The 15,568-nt window shown below is 72.6% G+C and carries 14 protein-coding genes; 11 read left to right on the top strand and 3 right to left on the bottom strand.

Annotated features, from left to right (window positions below; all coding sequences use genetic code 11):
- Position 1: 1 nt before the first annotated feature.
- The 11 genes from ACZ4NT_RS12260 (at position 2) to ACZ4NT_RS12310 (ending at position 11,588) form a co-directional block, all read left to right on the top strand.
- On the top strand, positions 2 to 1,240 hold the full coding sequence (locus ACZ4NT_RS12260; protein ID WP_467725042.1) for a glycosyltransferase: 1,239 nt from the start codon (positions 2 to 4) through the stop codon (positions 1,238 to 1,240).
- Positions 1,241 to 2,476, top strand: coding sequence for a class I SAM-dependent methyltransferase (locus ACZ4NT_RS12265; protein WP_467725044.1), 1,236 nt, complete (start codon positions 1,241 to 1,243; stop codon positions 2,474 to 2,476). It begins immediately after the preceding gene.
- Positions 2,473 to 3,291, top strand: coding sequence for a glucose-1-phosphate cytidylyltransferase (locus ACZ4NT_RS12270; RefSeq protein ID WP_121408481.1), 819 nt, complete (start codon positions 2,473 to 2,475; stop codon positions 3,289 to 3,291). Before ACZ4NT_RS12265 ends, ACZ4NT_RS12270 begins: the two co-directional genes overlap by 4 nt.
- Positions 3,288 to 3,935 carry a PIG-L deacetylase family protein gene (locus tag ACZ4NT_RS12275; protein WP_121408480.1) on the top strand — a complete coding sequence of 216 codons (648 nt, stop codon included), beginning with the start codon at positions 3,288 to 3,290 and terminating at the stop codon, positions 3,933 to 3,935. The genes ACZ4NT_RS12270 and ACZ4NT_RS12275 overlap by 4 nt, the downstream gene beginning before the upstream one ends.
- Before the next feature lie 3 nt (positions 3,936 to 3,938).
- Positions 3,939 to 4,964 carry an SDR family oxidoreductase gene (locus ACZ4NT_RS12280; RefSeq protein WP_121408479.1) on the top strand — a complete coding sequence of 342 codons (1,026 nt, stop codon included), beginning with the start codon at positions 3,939 to 3,941 and terminating at the stop codon, positions 4,962 to 4,964.
- Entirely contained in the window at positions 4,952 to 6,235 is a 1,284-nt protein-coding gene (locus tag ACZ4NT_RS12285) for a DUF4910 domain-containing protein (protein ID WP_467725047.1), read from the top strand. Before ACZ4NT_RS12280 ends, ACZ4NT_RS12285 begins: the two co-directional genes overlap by 13 nt.
- Positions 6,236 to 6,240: 5 nt before the next feature.
- Positions 6,241 to 7,530: a hypothetical protein gene (locus tag ACZ4NT_RS12290; protein ID WP_121408477.1), complete on the top strand. Its 1,290-nt coding sequence runs from the start codon at positions 6,241 to 6,243 to the stop codon at positions 7,528 to 7,530.
- A complete protein-coding gene (locus ACZ4NT_RS12295) occupies positions 7,527 to 8,474 on the top strand; it encodes a glycosyltransferase family 2 protein (RefSeq protein ID WP_121408476.1) in 948 nt (315 codons plus the stop codon). The genes ACZ4NT_RS12290 and ACZ4NT_RS12295 overlap by 4 nt, the downstream gene beginning before the upstream one ends.
- Complete coding sequence (locus tag ACZ4NT_RS12300; protein WP_467725049.1) at positions 8,471 to 9,688, top strand: polysaccharide pyruvyl transferase family protein; 1,218 nt, start codon at positions 8,471 to 8,473, stop codon at positions 9,686 to 9,688. Before ACZ4NT_RS12295 ends, ACZ4NT_RS12300 begins: the two co-directional genes overlap by 4 nt.
- A complete protein-coding gene (gene rfbC, locus ACZ4NT_RS12305) occupies positions 9,685 to 10,236 on the top strand; it encodes a dTDP-4-dehydrorhamnose 3,5-epimerase (protein WP_467725051.1) in 552 nt (183 codons plus the stop codon). Before ACZ4NT_RS12300 ends, rfbC begins: the two co-directional genes overlap by 4 nt.
- 86 nt (positions 10,237 to 10,322) lie before the next feature.
- Entirely contained in the window at positions 10,323 to 11,588 is a 1,266-nt protein-coding gene (locus ACZ4NT_RS12310; RefSeq protein WP_467725200.1) for a glutamate-1-semialdehyde 2,1-aminomutase, read from the top strand.
- 12 nt (positions 11,589 to 11,600) lie between these two features.
- On the opposite strand, the gene ACZ4NT_RS12315 is transcribed toward ACZ4NT_RS12310, so the two are convergent.
- From ACZ4NT_RS12315 to ACZ4NT_RS12325, 3 genes are all read right to left on the bottom strand, one after another.
- Entirely contained in the window at positions 11,601 to 12,248 is a 648-nt protein-coding gene (locus ACZ4NT_RS12315) for a phosphatase PAP2 family protein (protein ID WP_467725052.1), read from the bottom strand.
- 331 nt (positions 12,249 to 12,579) lie between these two features.
- A complete protein-coding gene (exaC, locus tag ACZ4NT_RS12320) occupies positions 12,580 to 14,103 on the bottom strand; it encodes an acetaldehyde dehydrogenase ExaC (RefSeq protein WP_121408472.1) in 1,524 nt (507 codons plus the stop codon).
- Positions 14,104 to 14,159: 56 nt separating this feature from the next.
- On the bottom strand, positions 14,160 to 15,458 hold the full coding sequence (locus ACZ4NT_RS12325; RefSeq protein WP_121408471.1) for a GAF domain-containing protein: 1,299 nt from the start codon (positions 15,456 to 15,458) through the stop codon (positions 14,160 to 14,162).
- Positions 15,459 to 15,568 lie beyond the last annotated feature (110 nt).

Here is a 15,568-nt window from a genome sequence, read left to right on the forward strand (position 1 = left end):
CATGCGCGTCCTCGTGGTGCACAACCACTACGCCTCGGCGCAGCCCAGCGGGGAGAACAAGGTCGTCGACCAGGAGGTGGAGCTGCTGCGCGCGGCCGGCCACCGGGTCGAGGTGTTCGAGCGGCGCAGCGACGACATCGCCGCCATGTCCTTGCTCGCCAAGGTCGCGGTGCCGCTGCGCGTGCCGTGGAACCCGGCGGTCCGCACCGAACTCGCCGCCCGGCTGCGCGCCGAGCGACCGGACGTGGTCCACGTCCACAACGTCTTCCCGCTCCTGTCGCCCGCGGTGCTCGCGGCCTGCGCCGACGTCGGCGTGCCCGCCGTCGCCACGCTGCACAACTACACGCAGATCTGCCCGCCCGGCACGCTGCAGCGGGACGGACGGCCGTGCACCGAGTGCGTCGGGTCCACCCCGCTGCCCGCGGTCCGGCACGGCTGCTACCGGAACTCCCGGCTGGCGACGGTGCCGCTCGCGGTCAGCCTGTCGGTCAACCGGCGTCGGTGGTGGTCCGGCGTGGAGCGGTTCCTCTGCATCTCCGCGGCCCAGCGCGACGTCCTGGTGCGGGCCGGTCTGCCGGCCGAACGGCTGGCGGTGAAGCACAACTTCGTGCCCGACCCGGGGGCCGGCCGGGAGGGTCCCGGCGAGCACCTGCTCTACCTCGGCCGGCTCGCGGAGGCGAAGGGCGTCCGGCTGCTCATGGCGGCCTGGGACGAGATCGCCGCCGGCGGCGGTCCGGGGGTGCCGCTCGTCATCGCCGGCACGGGGCCGCTGGAGCAGGAGGTGACCGCCTGGGCGGCGGGCCGGGACGACGTGCGTTACGTCGGCCTGTACGACGCGGCGGAGAGCCGCGAGGCCGTCGCGCGGTCGGTCGCGGTGGTGGCGCCCTCGACGTGGCTGGAGGCCTTCGGCCTGGTGGTCGTGGAGGCGATGGCGGCGGGCGTCCCGACGGTCGCCGCCGGTCACGGCGCCTTCGTCGAACTGGTCGAGGACGGGGTGACCGGGTTGCTGCACCGGCCGGGCGAGCCCGCCTCGCTCGCGTCCTGCCTGCGCCGGATCGCGGCCGAGCCGGACCGCAACCGGGAGATGGGGGAGGCGGCCCGGCGCCGCTACGAGAAGGGCTTCAGCCCGGCTGTCGGGCTGGAGCGCCTCCTGGAGGAATACCGCACCGCGATCGCGGGTCGGTCAGCACTGGCTCGCGGCGGGGACACCCGCGCGAGCAGGGGGGATGGGGAACAGTAGATGACACGATGCCGACTCTGCGGCTCGGCGACGCTGGCGAGCGTCGTCGATCTGGGGGCGACCCCGCCGTGTGAGAGCTTTCTCGCCGCGGACGAACTGGACCGGCCGGAGCCGACGTACCCGCTGCACCTGCGGGTCTGCACCGACTGCTGGCTGGCGCAGATCCCTCCGCTGATCACACCGGAGGAGACGTTCACGCAGTACGCGTACTTCTCCTCCTACTCGACGTCCTGGGTGGAGCACGCGCGCACGTTCGTCACCGACACCGCGGAGCGCCTGGCGCTCGGCACCGACGCCTTCGTGGTCGAGGTCGCGAGCAACGACGGGTACCTGCTGAGGCACGTGGTGGACCGGGGGATCCGCTGCCTGGGCATCGAGCCGTCGGTGAACGTCGGCGCCGCGGCACGGGAGGCGGGTGTGGCCACGCTCACCGCCTTCCTGGACCCGGACACCGGCTCGGCCGTCCGCGCCGAGCACGGCCCGGCGGACCTGGTGGTGGCGAACAACGTGTACGCCCACATCCCCGACGTGGTCGGGTTCACCCAGGGGCTGCGCGCGCTCGTCGCGGACGACGGCTGGGTCTCCATCGAGGTGCAGCACCTGCTGACCCTGATCGAGGAGAACCAGTACGACACGATCTACCACGAGCACTTCCAGTACTACACGGTCGCCTCCGCGATCCGGGCGCTGGCCAGCGGCGGACTCGCGCTCGTGGACGTCGAACTGCTGCCCACGCACGGCGGTTCCATCCGGCTGTGGGCCCGGCCCGTCGAGGTGGCCGGCGAGCCGACCGCGCGCGTGGTCGACGTGCTGGCCCGGGAGAAGGCCGCCGGACTGCAGGAGCTGTCCGGATACACCGAGTTCTCCGACCGGGTGGCCAAGGTACGCCGTGACCTCCTCCGGTTCCTCGTCGAGGCCGCCGAGCGCGGCGAGACGGTGGTCGGCTACGGCGCCCCGGGCAAGGGCAACACCCTGCTCAACCACTGCGGCATCCGGCCCGACCTGCTGCCGTACACGGTCGACCGCAACCCCTACAAGCACGGCAGGTTCACGCCGGGCACCCGCATCCCGATCCTGCCGCCCGAGCAGATCGCCGCCGACCGGCCGGACTACGTGCTCGTCCTCCCGTGGAACCTGCGGGCCGAGCTGGTCGAGCAACTGTCGTTCGTGCACGAGTGGGGCGGCCGTCTCGTCTTTCCCATCCCGGAACTGAGCATTGTCGAGGTCAAGTCGTGAAGGTCGTTCTGTTCTGCGGCGGTTACGGGATGCGCATGCGCAACGGCGCCTCCGACGACGTGCCCAAGCCGATGGCGATGGTCGGCCCGCGCCCGCTGATCTGGCACGTCATGCGCTACTACGCGCACTTCGGGCACACGGAGTTCATCCTGTGCCTCGGGTACGGCGCCCACCACATCAAGGACTTCTTCCTCGGCTACGAGGAGACGACGTCCAACGACTTCGTGCTGCGCGGCGGGCGGACCGAGCTGCTGTCCACCGACATATCGGACTGGACGATCACGTTCGTGCAGACCGGCATCGAGTCGCCGATCGGGGAGCGGCTGCGCCGGGTACGCCACCACCTGGACGGCGACGAGATGTTCCTCGCCAACTACGCCGACGTGCTCACCGACGCCCCGCTGCCGGAGATGATCGACCGGTTCGCCCGGCGCGACGCGGGGGCGTCGATGATGGTGGTGCCGCCGCAGTCCTCGTTCCACTGTGTGGAACTGGGCGAGGACGGACTGGTGGGCGGCATCACCGCGGTGAGCGAACTGCCGCTGTGGGAGAACGGCGGCTACTTCGTGCTCCGGCAGGAGATCTTCGACCACATCCCGGAGAACGGGGACCTGGTCGCCGACGGATGCGCCCAACTGGCCAAGCAGGGACGGCTGGTGGCACACCGGCACCGCGGCTTCTGGAAGCCGACCGACACCGTGAAGGAACGGGCCGCGCTCGACGACGCCTACGCCCGGGGCGAGCGCCCCTGGGCCGTGTGGGAGCGGGACGGCATACCGGCCGGCGCGACCGGCAGCAGGGGAAGGACCGCGTGATCAGGCTCGGAACCGGCCGCCTGGACCGGATCGTCGCGGTGGGGGCGCACTGCGACGACATCGCCATCGGCGCCGGTGCCACGTTGCTGACGATGTGCCTGGCCCGGCCGGGGATCCGCGTCGACGCGGCCGTGCTCTCCGGAGGCGGCAGCGAGCGGGAGGACGAGGAGCACGCCGCGCTGGCCGCCTTCTGCCCGGGCGCCGACCTGCGGCTGACCGTGCACAAACTGCCGGACGGCCGGCTCCCGGCGCACTGGGAGGAGGCCAAGTCCGCCGTCGAGGAACTGCGCGCGCAGACCGAGCCGGACCTGGTGCTCGCCCCGCGGACCGACGACGCCCACCAGGACCACCGCGGACTGGCCCGGCTGATGACCACGGCATACCGGGACCACCTGGTGCTCGGCTACGAGATCGTCAAGTGGGACGGCGATCTCGGCCGTCCGGCCGCCTACCAGCCGCTGTCGCCGGAGACCGCCGAACGGAAGGTGCGGCTGCTGCAGGAGCACTACCCCTCGCAGCGGCACCGGCCCTGGTACGACCGGGAGGCCTTCCTCGGCCTCGCGCGGATCCGCGGCATCGAATGCCACGCGCGCTACGCCGAGGCCTTCGCCGTCACCAAACTCACTCTCGACCTGGGGGAATGAACCTTGCGCGTACTGCTGACCGGACATCAGGGCTACCTGGGCACCGTGATGGCCCCGGTCCTCGCGGCCGCCGGACACGAGGTCGTCGGCCTCGACGCCGGCCTGTTCGCCGACTGCGTGCTCGGCCCGCCGCCCGCGGACCCGCGGGGGCACCGGGTGGACCTGCGCGACGTCACGGCCGAGCACCTGGCCGGGGTGGACGCCGTGATCCACCTGGCCGCGCTGTCCAACGACCCCCTGGGTTCGCTGGCGCCGGAGCTCACCTACGACATCAACCACCACGCGTCCGTGCGGCTGGCCCGGCTGGCCCGCGACGCCGGAGTGCGGCGCTTCCTGTACGCGTCGACCTGCTCGGTCTACGGCGCCGCCGGCGGTGACGACCTGGTGGCCGAGGACGCGCCGCTGCGCCCGGTGACGCCGTACGCGGAGTCCAAGGTGCGGGTCGAGGACGACCTGCACGCCCTGGCCGACGGCGACTTCAGCCCCGTGTACATGCGCAATGCCACCGCCTTCGGCTTCTCACCCCGGCTGCGCGCCGACATCGTCCTGAACAACCTGGTGGGCCACGCACTCCTGTCCGGCGAGGTGCTCGTGCTCTCCGACGGCACCCCCTGGCGCCCCCTGGTCCACGCCGCCGACATCGCACGGGCCTTCGCCACCGCGCTGGCCGCTCCCAGGGAGGCGGTGCACGACCGGGCCTTCAACATCGGCAGCGAGACCAACAACGTCACCGTCGCCGAGATCGCCGAGCAGGTCGCCGAGGCGGTGTCCGGCGCGAAGGTGGTGATCACCGGGGAGAACGGTGCCGATCCGCGGTCGTACCGGGTGGACTTCTCCCGGTTCCGCGCCGCGGTGCCCGGCTTCGACTGCGAGTGGACCGTGAAGCAGGGCGCGCTCGAACTCGCCGACGCCTACCGTGAACACGGGCTGACCCGGGAGAACTTCGAGCAGCGCTTCACCCGGCTCGCCGTGCTGCGCGCGGCGTCCGACGCGGGCACCGTCGACGACACCCTGCGGTGGCGCCGATGACCACGTCCGGCGAGGAGATGCACGCGCTGGTGGAGCGGCTGTACCCGCTCTGCCGGAGCATCACCGGCGACGGGGTGCGCGCCACCCTGGAGATCGTCGGCGAATACCTCCCGCTGCAGGTGCACGAGGTGCCGACCGGGACCCAGGTGCTCGACTGGACGGTGCCGCAGGAGTGGAACATCCGGGACGCGTACGTCGCCGACGCCGCCGGCCACCGGGTCGTCGACTTCGCCGCGTCCAGCCTGCACGTGCTCGGCTACAGCGTGCCGGTGTCGGCGACGATGCCGCTGGCCGAGCTGCGCCCGCACCTGCACACCCTGCCGGACCACCCCGCCTGGGTGCCGTACCGCACCAGCTACTACAAGCCGGAGTGGGGATTCTGTCTGGCGCAGGAGACCCTGGACGCGCTTCCGGACGGCGACTACGAGGTGCGCATCGACTCCACGCTCGCCGACGGCCACCTCACCTACGCCGAGCACGTGATCCCCGGACAGGTCCCGGACGAGGTGATCGTCTCGTGCCATGTCTGCCACCCGTCGCTGGCCAACGACAACCTGGCCGGCATCGCGGTGGCGACGTTCCTGGCCCGGGCGCTTGCCGAGCAGACCCCGTACTACACCTACCGGTTCATCTACGCGCCCGGCACCATCGGGGCGATCACGTGGCTGGCCCGCAACGCGGAGCGCATCGAGCGGGTCAGGCACGGTCTGGTGCTGGCCTGCGCCGGTGACCGGGGCCAACTGACCTACAAGCAGAGCAGGCGTGGCGACGCGGAGATCGACCGTGTGCTGCGCCACGTGCTGACCACTTCCGAACGCCCGCACCGCATCACCGAGTTCACCCCCTACGGCTACGACGAACGGCAGTACTGCTCACCCGGATTCGATCTCGGCGTCGGCTCGCTCAGCCGGACGCCGTACGCCGGCTACCCCGAGTACCACACATCGGCGGACAACCCGGACTTCGTCTCCGCGGACGCGATGGCGGACACCCTCGCCGTCTGCCGCGAGGCCTTCGCCGTCCTCGACCGGAACCGCCAGTACGTCAACCTCAGCCCGTACGGCGAGCCGCAGTTGGGCCGGCGCGGGCTGTACGAGGCGCTCGGCGGCCGCAGCGACACCCAGCAGGCCCAGATGGCCATGCTCTGGGTGCTCAACCTCTCCGACGGCGAGCACACGCTGCTGGACATCGCCGAGCGGTCAGGGCTGCCGTTCCAGACCGTCGCCGTCGCGGCCGACGCCCTGCGCGGCGCCGGGCTGATCAAGGCATGACGCCGATGACCACCGAGGGGGAGGCGACGAGGCCGGCGGTGGCGACCGCCAAGCGCGCCATGGTCGGCCGGTTGTCCTGGGGGCTGGCCGACCAAGCGGCCTCCAGCATGACCAACTTCGCGGTGGGGATCTACGTGGCCCGCTCGCTGGGCGTCACCGCGTTCGGCGTGTTCGGCCTGGCCTGGGTGACCTACGGCGTGGTGCTCAGCGTCTCCCGCGGGCTGGCCACCGACCCGCTCGTGGTGCGCTTCAGCGGCGTTCCGGAGGCGTCCTGGCGCGGGGCCGTGGCCCGGTCGTCGGGTACCGCGCTCTGCGTCGGCGCGGCCATCGGCGCGATGTGCCTGGCGGTCGGCCTCGCTGTCGGCGGCAGGGTGGGGCCCGCCTTCGCCTGCCTCGGACTCGTGCTGCCGGGGCTGCTGCTGCAGGACGCCTGGCGGTACTCGTTCTTCGCCGCCGGCACCGGGCGGAAGGCCTTCGTCAACGACCTCGTGTGGGGCGTCGCGCTCGTCCCCGCCATGGTGGTGGCGGCCCGCGTGGGCAGCGTGGCCGCCTTCGTCCTCGCGTGGGGTGCCTCCGCTGCGGTGGCCGCCGTCTACGGATGCCTCCAGTCCGGCATCCGCCCCCGGACGACCGGGGCGCGCGAGTGGCTGCGCGAGCAGCGCGATCTCAGCTACCGGTACCTGGTCGAGAACGTCGGCGTCAGCGGCGCGAGCCAGCTGCGGGCGTACGGGCTCGGCGCGATCGTCGGAGTGGGCGCGGTGGGCGCGATCCGCGGCGCCGAACTCCTGCTCGGCCCGTTCCTCGCCGTGCTGATGGGTCTGTCGCTGGTGACCGTCGCGGAGGCTGCACGGGTGCTGCGGCGGGCCCCGCACCGGCTGGCCGCCTTCTGCCTCGTGCTCGGTGCCGGGCAGGCCGTAGCCGCGCTGCTCTGGGGCGCCGCGCTGCTGCTGGTACCGGACGGGCCCGGCGAGTTCGTGCTCGGCGACGTCTGGAGCTCCGCCGCGCAGCTCATCGTGCCGGCCACGCTGGGCGTGGCGGGCGCAGGCCTCGGCACCGGTGCCGCGGCCGGGCTGCGCGCCCTCGGCGCGGCCCGGCGCAGCCTGCGCAGCCAGCTCTTCGCCTCCGCCTGCTACGTCGGCGGAGGACTCGGCGGGGCTGCCGCGGCCGGCACGGTCGGCTCGGCCTGGGGCGTGGCCGCCGCCACCGTCTGCAGCTCGGCCGTGTGGTGGCTGCAGCTGCGGTCCGCCCTGCGCGAGCGCCACCGCAATCCCCTTCCCGAAGTGAGGACCTCATGACCGCGCAACCCAGGCTGAGCATCGGCCTGCCCGTGTACAACGGCGAGGAGTACCTCGCCGAGGCGTTCGACGCCCTGCTCGGCCAGACCTACGAGGACTTCGAGCTGGTCGTCTCCGACAACGCCTCGACCGACGGGACCGAGGACATCTGCCGCCGGTACGCCGCGAAGGACTCGCGCATCCGGTACCTGCGGCTGCCGAGGAACATCGGCGCCGCACCGAACCACAACCACGTGTTCACCGAGTGCCGCGGCGAACTGTTCAAGTGGGCCTCGCACGACGACCTGTACGCCAGGGACCTGCTGAAACGCTGCGTCGAGGCGCTGGACGAACGGCCGGACGTGATCCTCGCGCACAGCGGCCAGGCGGTCATCGACGGCGACGGCCGGGTGAAGGTCCCGTACGAGTACGGACTCGCCACCGACTCGCCGCACGCGCCGGAGCGCTTCCGCAGCCTGCTGTTCGAGCCCGGCGGCGACGACTTCTACGGGGTGATGCGCGCCGACATGCTGCGCCGGGTGAAGCCGCACGACAGCTACCACCACGCCGACCGCACGTTCGTCGCCGAGATCACCCTGCACGGGCCCTTCCACCAAGTGCCGGAGCTGTTGTACTTCCGCCGCGACCACCCCACCCGCGCCGAGCGGGCGAACCCCTCCAAACGCTCCCGGTGCGTCAACCTGGACCCGCGCCGGGCGGGCCCGCTGCATCCGACGCCCCGGCTGCTCGCCGAGTACGTCTGGGGCTTCGCCTCGGCGATCCGGCGGGCGCCGCTGTCCCCGGCCGACCGGCGCGCGTGCTACCGCCACCTGGCCGCGTGGATGACCAGCCGGGTCCGGCCGGGCGCCGGCGAGCGGGTCGAGGACCGCGCCGCGGTCGACCCGGGCGCGCTCACCGCCGACGTCGACGCCCTCGTCGCCGGCCGGGAAGGGAGGCGGGCGTGACCGCTGCCCGCGTGGGGGTGTTCGGCCTGCTCGGCTCCGGCAACCTCGGCAACGACGGCTCGCTCGAGGCCGTGCTCGGGTACCTCCGCGCCGAGCATCCGGAGGCGGTCGTGGACGCGCTGTGCGGCGGCCCCGAGGTCGTCACGGCCCGGTACGGCGTCCCCGCGACGCGGCTGCACTGGTACCGCGGGGAGTACCGGACCGCGTCCCGGGCGGGCGCCGTCGCGGCGAAGGGCCTGGGCAAGCTCGTCGACGTCGCCCGCACCGCGGCCTGGGTGCGCCGCCACGACGTGGTGATCGTCCCGGGCATGGGTGTCCTGGAGGCCACGCTGCCGCTGCGGCCCTGGGGCTTCCCGTACTCCCTGTTCCTGCTCTGCGCATCGGGCCGCCTGTTCGGCACCCGGGTGGCGCTGGTCGGCGTCGGCGCCGCCGAGATCGGCAACCGGGCGACGCGGACCCTGGTGCGCTGGTCGGCGCGGCTGGCCGGCTACCGCTCGTACCGGGACGAGCCGTCCCGCCACGCGATGCGGACGATGGGCGTGGACACCGCGCGCGACGAGGTCTACCCGGACCTCGCGTTCGCCCTGCCGGCGCCGCCGGCGAGCGTTCCCTCGGGCCCGCCGGGCACGGTCTGCGTCGGCGTCATGGACTTCCACGGCGGCGACGACGACCGCGGCCGCGCCGAGGAGATCCACCGGCGCTACCTCGACGGGACGACCCGGTTCGTCCGAGCGCTGGTCGAGGAGGGCAGGCCGGTCCGGCTGCTCACCGGCGACGAGTGCGACGGGACGGTGGTCGCCGCCATCCTCGACGCGGTGGACTCGCCGCTGGTCACGGCCGCCGAAGCCGCCTCGCTCGCCGACCTGATGAAGGAGGCGGCGGCCGCCGACACCGTGGTGGCCACGCGGTACCACAACCTGGTCTGCGCGCTGAAGGCCGGCACCCCGACGCTCGCACTGAGCTACGCGGCCAAGAGCGACGCGCTCATGGACCGGATGGGCCTCGGCGCGTACTGCCATCCGGCCCGCGAGGTCGACGCCGACCGGCTGCTCGAACAGTTCCGGACGCTGGAGAAGCGATCGGCGGAGCTGCGACGGACCCTCACGGAGCGGAATCTGACCGCCGCCCGGCAGCTTCGGCACCAGTTCACCGCGCTGACCGCGGCCCTGTTCCCGGCAACCGCCCACGCCCACGCCCCGCGGGAGACAGCATGAAAGCGACCGAGGTCCCGGAGATCGCCGGCGCGTACCTGTTCGAGCCGACGCCGTACGCCGACGAACGCGGGTTCTTCTGCCGCACCTTCGACGCCGACGTGGTCCGCTCGGCGGGCCTCGACCCGGACGCCTTCGTCCAGGACAGCCTGTCCCGCTCGGTCCGGGGTGTGCTGCGCGGCCTCCACCTGCGCTCCGGCGACGGTGAGGCCAAGCTCGTGCGGTGCTCGTACGGGAGGATCTTCGACGTCGTCGTGGACCTGCGGCCGGACTCGCCGACCTACCGCAACCGGGCCTTCTTCGAGCTGTCCGACGAGACGCAGGCGACCCTGTACATCCCGGCGGGGTGCGCGCACGGCTTCCAGGCACTGACCGAGACCGCCGACACCTCGTACCGGATCGACCGCCCGCACGATCCGGCCGAGGACGTGACGATCGCCTTCGACGACCCGGAGCTCGCCATTCCCTGGCCGCTGCCGGCCACATCGATGTCCCAGCGGGACCGCGAGGCGCCGAGTCTCGCCGAGGTCCTGAAGCAAAGAGAAGAGTGAGGGCCGGCGTGGACACCGAACACACGGAGACGACCGAGGAGTTGCTCCTGCCCCGGTCGCGGAGGGCGAACGAGCGGCTGCACGCCATGATCCCGGGAGGTGCGCACACCTACGCCAAGGGCGACGACCAGTACCCCGAGGGCCTGGCCCCGGTCATCAGCCACGGCCGCGGTGCCCATGTGTGGGACATCGACGGCAACCGGTACATCGAGTACGGCTCCGGCCTGCGGTCGGTCAGCCTCGGCCACGCCCACCCGCGCGTCATCGAGGCGGTGCGGCGGGAACTCGACCGCGGCAGCAACTTCGTCCGGCCGTCCATCGTCGAAGTCGAGGCCGCGGAACGCTTCCTGGCCACCGTGCCGACCGCCGAGATGGTGAAGTTCGCGAAGAACGGCTCCGATGTGACCACCGCCGCGGTGCGCCTCGCCCGCGCCGTGACCGGACGTCCGCGCGTGGCCGTCTGCGGCGACCATCCGTTCTTCTCCGTCGACGACTGGTTCATCGGCACCACGCCGATGTCCGCGGGCATTCCGGCGGCGATCACCGAACTCACCGTGTCGTTCCCCTATGGGGACCTGACCGCCACGGAGGAGTTGCTCACCCGGTACCGGGACGAGGTCGCCTGCCTGATCCTCGAACCCGCCGGCCACACCGAACCCCCGCCCGGGTACCTCGCCGGCCTGCGCGAGCTGGCCGACCGGCACGGCTGTGTGCTGATCTTCGACGAGATGATCACCGGCCTCCGCTGGTCCGAGGCGGGCGCCCAGGGTCTGTACGGCGTGGTCCCGGACCTCTCCACGTTCGGCAAGGCGCTGGGCAACGGGTTCGCCGTCTCCGCGCTGGCCGGGCGCCGCGAACTCATGGAGCGGGGCGGGCTGCGCCACCCCGGCGACCGGGTGTTCCTGCTGTCCACCACGCACGGCGCGGAGACGCACTCCCTGGCAGCCGCGATGGCCGTGCAGACCACCTACGTCGAGGAGGGCGTCACCGCGCGGCTGCACGCTCTCGGCGAGCGGCTGGCCGCGGGTGTCCGTGAGGCGGCGGCCGGCATGGGCGTCGGCGACCACATCGTCGTCCGCGGCCGGGCCAGCAACCTCGTGTTCGCCACCCTCGACGCGAACGGGCGGCCGTCGCAGGAGTACCGCACCCTGTTCCTGCGCCGGCTCCTCGCCGGCGGCGTGCTGGCCCCGTCGTTCGTGGTCAGCAGCGCGCTCGACGAAGCCGACGTCGATCAAACCGTCGACGTGGTGGCCCAGGCGTGTGCGGTGTACCGGAAGGCGCTGGACGCCGGCGACCCGACGCCTTGGCTGGGGGGACGCCCCGTCAAACCGGTGTTCCGCCGCCTGGTGTGACATGACGTGATGTCAGTGGGCCTTCGGTCGACCGGAGTCGGCCATCCGGTCGGCCGTCCGGTCGACGAGCCACGCGGTCGCCGGTACCACCGCCAGCGCCGTGCACCAGCCGCCGAGGACGTCGGTCGGGTAGTGCGCGCCCAGGGCGACCTGCGCCCAGCCCATCGAGGCGCCGGCGACCAGGGCGGCGGCCAGCACGAGGAGCGCGCCGGCCGTCCTACCGAGGCCGAGCCGGCCGGCCGCGAGCAGCGCCACCACGAGAGCGAAAGCGGTGAGGAAGGCGGTGTGCCCGCTCGGATAGGACAGGTTGTCACCGTGGATGGTGCGTCCCACCGGGGACTTGATCAGCCGCGCCGTCCCCACGGTGGTGCCGGCGCCCGCAACGGCGAACACCGCCGCGCGAGGGGACCGGAGCAGCAGACAGCCCGTCACGGTGGCCGCGACCAGCAGTGCCGCCCCGACGGGCTCGCCCAGGAAGTCCGTGGCCAGGGCGACGCCCCGCCACGGCGGCCGCACACTGTCCGCCGTCGGGTCGACGAGCCACCGGTCCACCGAGCCGGGCCGACTGTGGCCGGCGTACAGGACGCCGAGCGCGACGACCACCAGTGCGGCGAGAACCGCGATCAGGCCGAGCCCCGCGCGCAGGGGCGGGGGCACCACGGGGGGCTCCGGCCGGCGGGTCCACCGCCCACCGTGATCGGCCGACCCGTGGGGGCGGCGTTCCTGTGTGCCGTGGGCGGCACAGGGCGACGCTCGATCACGTCGCCACAGACGCTCCTCGGCCGGCCGAATTCCAGGTCCGTTCCTGCCGGTCGATCCCATGCGAGTCCCCCCGTTGCGTCCGGCCCACCGATCCACCCTCCAGCGACCCTAATCGCGCGCGGACGGGGGCACACGCGCAACTCGTCGATCCGGCCGCAGTGAACCGCCGGCACCGCGGGGGCCGGTCGCCCGGAGAGCAACGGCCGCTCCGGGCAACCGACTTGCCGCCCTAGAAGAACCCGAGCTTCTTGGGGCTGTACGAGACCAGCAGGTTCTTCGTCTGCTGGTAGTGCTCCAGCATCATCTTGTGGTTCTCGCGGCCGATGCCGGACTGCTTGTAGCCGCCGAACGCCGCGTGCGCGGGGTACGCGTGATAGCAGTTCGTCCAGACGCGACCCGCCTGGATCGAACGGCCCGCGCGGTACGCGGTGTTGATGTCCCGCGTCCACACACCGGCGCCGAGCCCGTACAAGGTGTCGTTGGCGATCTTGATGGCGTCGTCGAAGTCGTCGAACGACGTCACGGAGACGACGGGCCCGAAGATCTCCTCCTGGAAGATCCGCATCCGGTTGTCGCCCTCGAAGATCGTCGGCTGGACGTAGTAACCGCCCTTGAGCTCCCCGTCGTGCTCGACGCGCTCCCCGCCGGTGAGGACCTTCGCCCCCTCCTGCCGGCCGATGTCCAGATAGGAAAGGATCTTCTCCAACTGGTCGTTGGACGCCTGCGCGCCGATCATCGTGTCGGTGTCGAGCGGGTGACCCGGCTTGATGAGCTCGGTGCGCGCGACGGCCGCCTCCAGGAACTCCCGGTAGTGACCGCGCTGGATCAGCGCCCGCGACGGACAGGTGCACACCTCGCCCTGGTTGAGCGCGAACATGGTGAAGCCCTCGAGCGCCTTGTCGCGGAAGTCGTCGTTCCTGTCCCACACGTCGTCGAAGAAGATGTTCGGCGACTTGCCACCCAGCTCCAGCGTGACGGGCTTGATGTTCTCCGAGGCGTACTGCATGATCAACCGCCCCGTCGTGGTCTCACCGGTGAACGCCACCTTCGCCACGCGCGCACTGGACGCCAGCGGCTTGCCGGCCTCCACGCCGAAGCCGTTGACGATGTTCACGACCCCCGGCGGCAGCAGATCCGCGATCAGGCTCATCCAGTAGTGGATCGACGCCGGGGTCTGCTCGGCCGGCTTGATGACGACGGCGTTGCCCGCCGCGAGGGCGGGGGCCAGCTTCCAGACCGCCATCAGGATCGGGAAGTTCCACGGGATGATCTGCGCGACCACCCCGAGCGGCTCGTGGAAGTGGTACGCGACCGTGTCGTCGTCGACCTCGCCGAGCGAACCCTCCTGCGCGCGGACCGCCCCCGCGAAGTACCGGAAGTGGTCGATCGCCAGCGGGATGTCCGCCGCCAGCGTCTCCCGCACCGGCTTGCCGTTCTCCCAGCTCTCGGCGACCGCCAGCTTCTCCAGGTTCGCCTCCATGCGGTCGGCGATCCTGAGAAGGATGCCCGAGCGTTCCGTCGCCGACGTGCGCCCCCAGGCCGGCGCGGCCGCGTGCGCCGCGTCCAGCGCGCGCTCCACGTCCTCGGCGGTGCCCCGGGCGACCTCCGTGAACGGCTGCCCGTTCACCGGGCTCGGGTTCTCGAAGTACTGCCCTCGGGCCGGCGGGACGTACTCCCCGCCGATGAAATGGTCGTAGCGCGCCTGGTAGGAGACGATCGCGCCGTCGGTGCCGGGCGCCGCGTAACGGGTCATGCTGGTCTGCCTCCCGGAGAAGCGCTGCCCGCCGTCGGGCAGCTCTCGCCGCGAGGCTAGGAACCGGAACGTTGCAACCACGTTGCGCGTCTCGGCGCCGGCCCCGGTACCGACAACTCGGCGTCCAGCTCCGTCAGCCGTGACCGCACCGCAGCCGTCGGCCGCACCGCCGCAAGCGCACGCCACACGTCGAGGTCGTCCTCGCCCCACGGCGCGTGCGCCCAGTCCGCCAGCAGGTCGGGGTCGCGACGGGCGATCAGCGCCGTGCGCAGCCAGTCGGCGAGCCGGCGCCTGACCCGGCTCACCGCCGGTGCCTGTGAGGAGGGCAGCAACGGACCCGTGTACGCGGCGGCCGCCGCCGCGACCGCCCCCGTGCCCAGTCGCCGCTCCACCACGGCGACGTCGGACTCGACCTGCACCGTCAGCCGGTACGGCCGGGACTCCAGCAGACCCGGGCCCAGCAGGCGGCGCAGCCGGGTCAGTTCGGCGCGCAGCGTCACCGGTGTCACCGACTCGTCCTCGTACAGCGCGCACAGCAACTCGTCGCCGGTCAGGCCCTCCGGATGCCGGGACAACAGGACGACGATCTCGCTGTGCCGCCGGCTGAGCCCGAGCCTGCGGCCGCCCGGTAGCAGGAGCAGCGCTTCGTCCCGGCCCAGTGCGGTCAGTTCGAGCGCGTCGGCCGCGGTCGGAACGGGCGCGAGCAGGGCGAGCTGCGACTCGGCCGCACGTGCCACCGCCTGGACGAAACCGAGGCTGTGCGGGTGCGCCAGACCGTCGCCGCCGGTGATGTCCACCGCGCCGAGCACCCTTCCGGTCCGCGGGTCGTGCACCGGTGCCGCCGCGCACGTCCACGGCTGCACGCGGCGGATGAAGTGCTCGGCCGCGAAGACCTGCACCGGCCGGTCCACGGCCACCGCCGTACCCGGTGCGTTCGTGCCGACGGCGGTCTCCGCCCACCGGGCGCCGGGCACGAAGTTCATCCGGCCCGCCTCGCGGCGCGTCGACGGATGGCCCTCGACCCACAGCAGCCTGCCCTGGGCGTCGCACACCGCCAGCAGATGCTCGCCGTCCGCGGCGAAGGTGCCCATCAGCTCGCGGATCAACGGCATCACCGGTGCCAGCGGATGCTCCGCCCGGTGCGCCCCGAGATCGCCGTCGGTGAGCTCGACGCTCGCCGTACCGTCGGGTCCCACTCCGGCCCGCGCTGAACGACGCCAGGAGTCGGCGACCACCGATCTCACGGGCCGCGGCACCGTCCCGGCCTCCGTGAACGTCTCGTGTGCGCGGCGCAGCGCCCGCACCCGCTCGACGGGGTCGGCACCCGGTTCCAGGGCCACCCAAGGATCGGTCAACTCGGCCTCCCGGCAGGCGATGCGGCTCAGGACATCGTCACTCCCGGTGCGCGCCCCGACAAGCGTCGTGACCGTCCTCCTCACGAAGGCCGACGGACGAGGTCCCGCAC

The sequence above is a fragment of the Streptomyces sp. NPDC026417 genome (assembly GCF_055567695.1).

Bases quoted from the DNA above. Each gene is read 5' to 3' on its own strand.
- ACZ4NT_RS12290 (WP_121408477.1), top strand. From the start codon at position 6,241: ATGACCACCGAGGGGGAGGCGACGAGGCCGGCGGTGGCGACCGCCAAG.
- ACZ4NT_RS12310 (WP_467725200.1), top strand. From the start codon at position 10,323: ATGATCCCGGGAGGTGCGCACACCTACGCCAAGGGCGACGACCAGTAC.
- exaC (WP_121408472.1), bottom strand. From the start codon at position 14,103: ATGACCCGTTACGCGGCGCCCGGCACCGACGGCGCGATCGTCTCCTAC.
- rfbC (WP_467725051.1), top strand. From the start codon at position 9,685: ATGAAAGCGACCGAGGTCCCGGAGATCGCCGGCGCGTACCTGTTCGAG.
- ACZ4NT_RS12260 (WP_467725042.1), top strand. From the start codon at position 2: ATGCGCGTCCTCGTGGTGCACAACCACTACGCCTCGGCGCAGCCCAGC.
- ACZ4NT_RS12265 (WP_467725044.1), top strand. From the start codon at position 1,241: ATGACACGATGCCGACTCTGCGGCTCGGCGACGCTGGCGAGCGTCGTC.
- ACZ4NT_RS12295 (WP_121408476.1), top strand. From the start codon at position 7,527: ATGACCGCGCAACCCAGGCTGAGCATCGGCCTGCCCGTGTACAACGGC.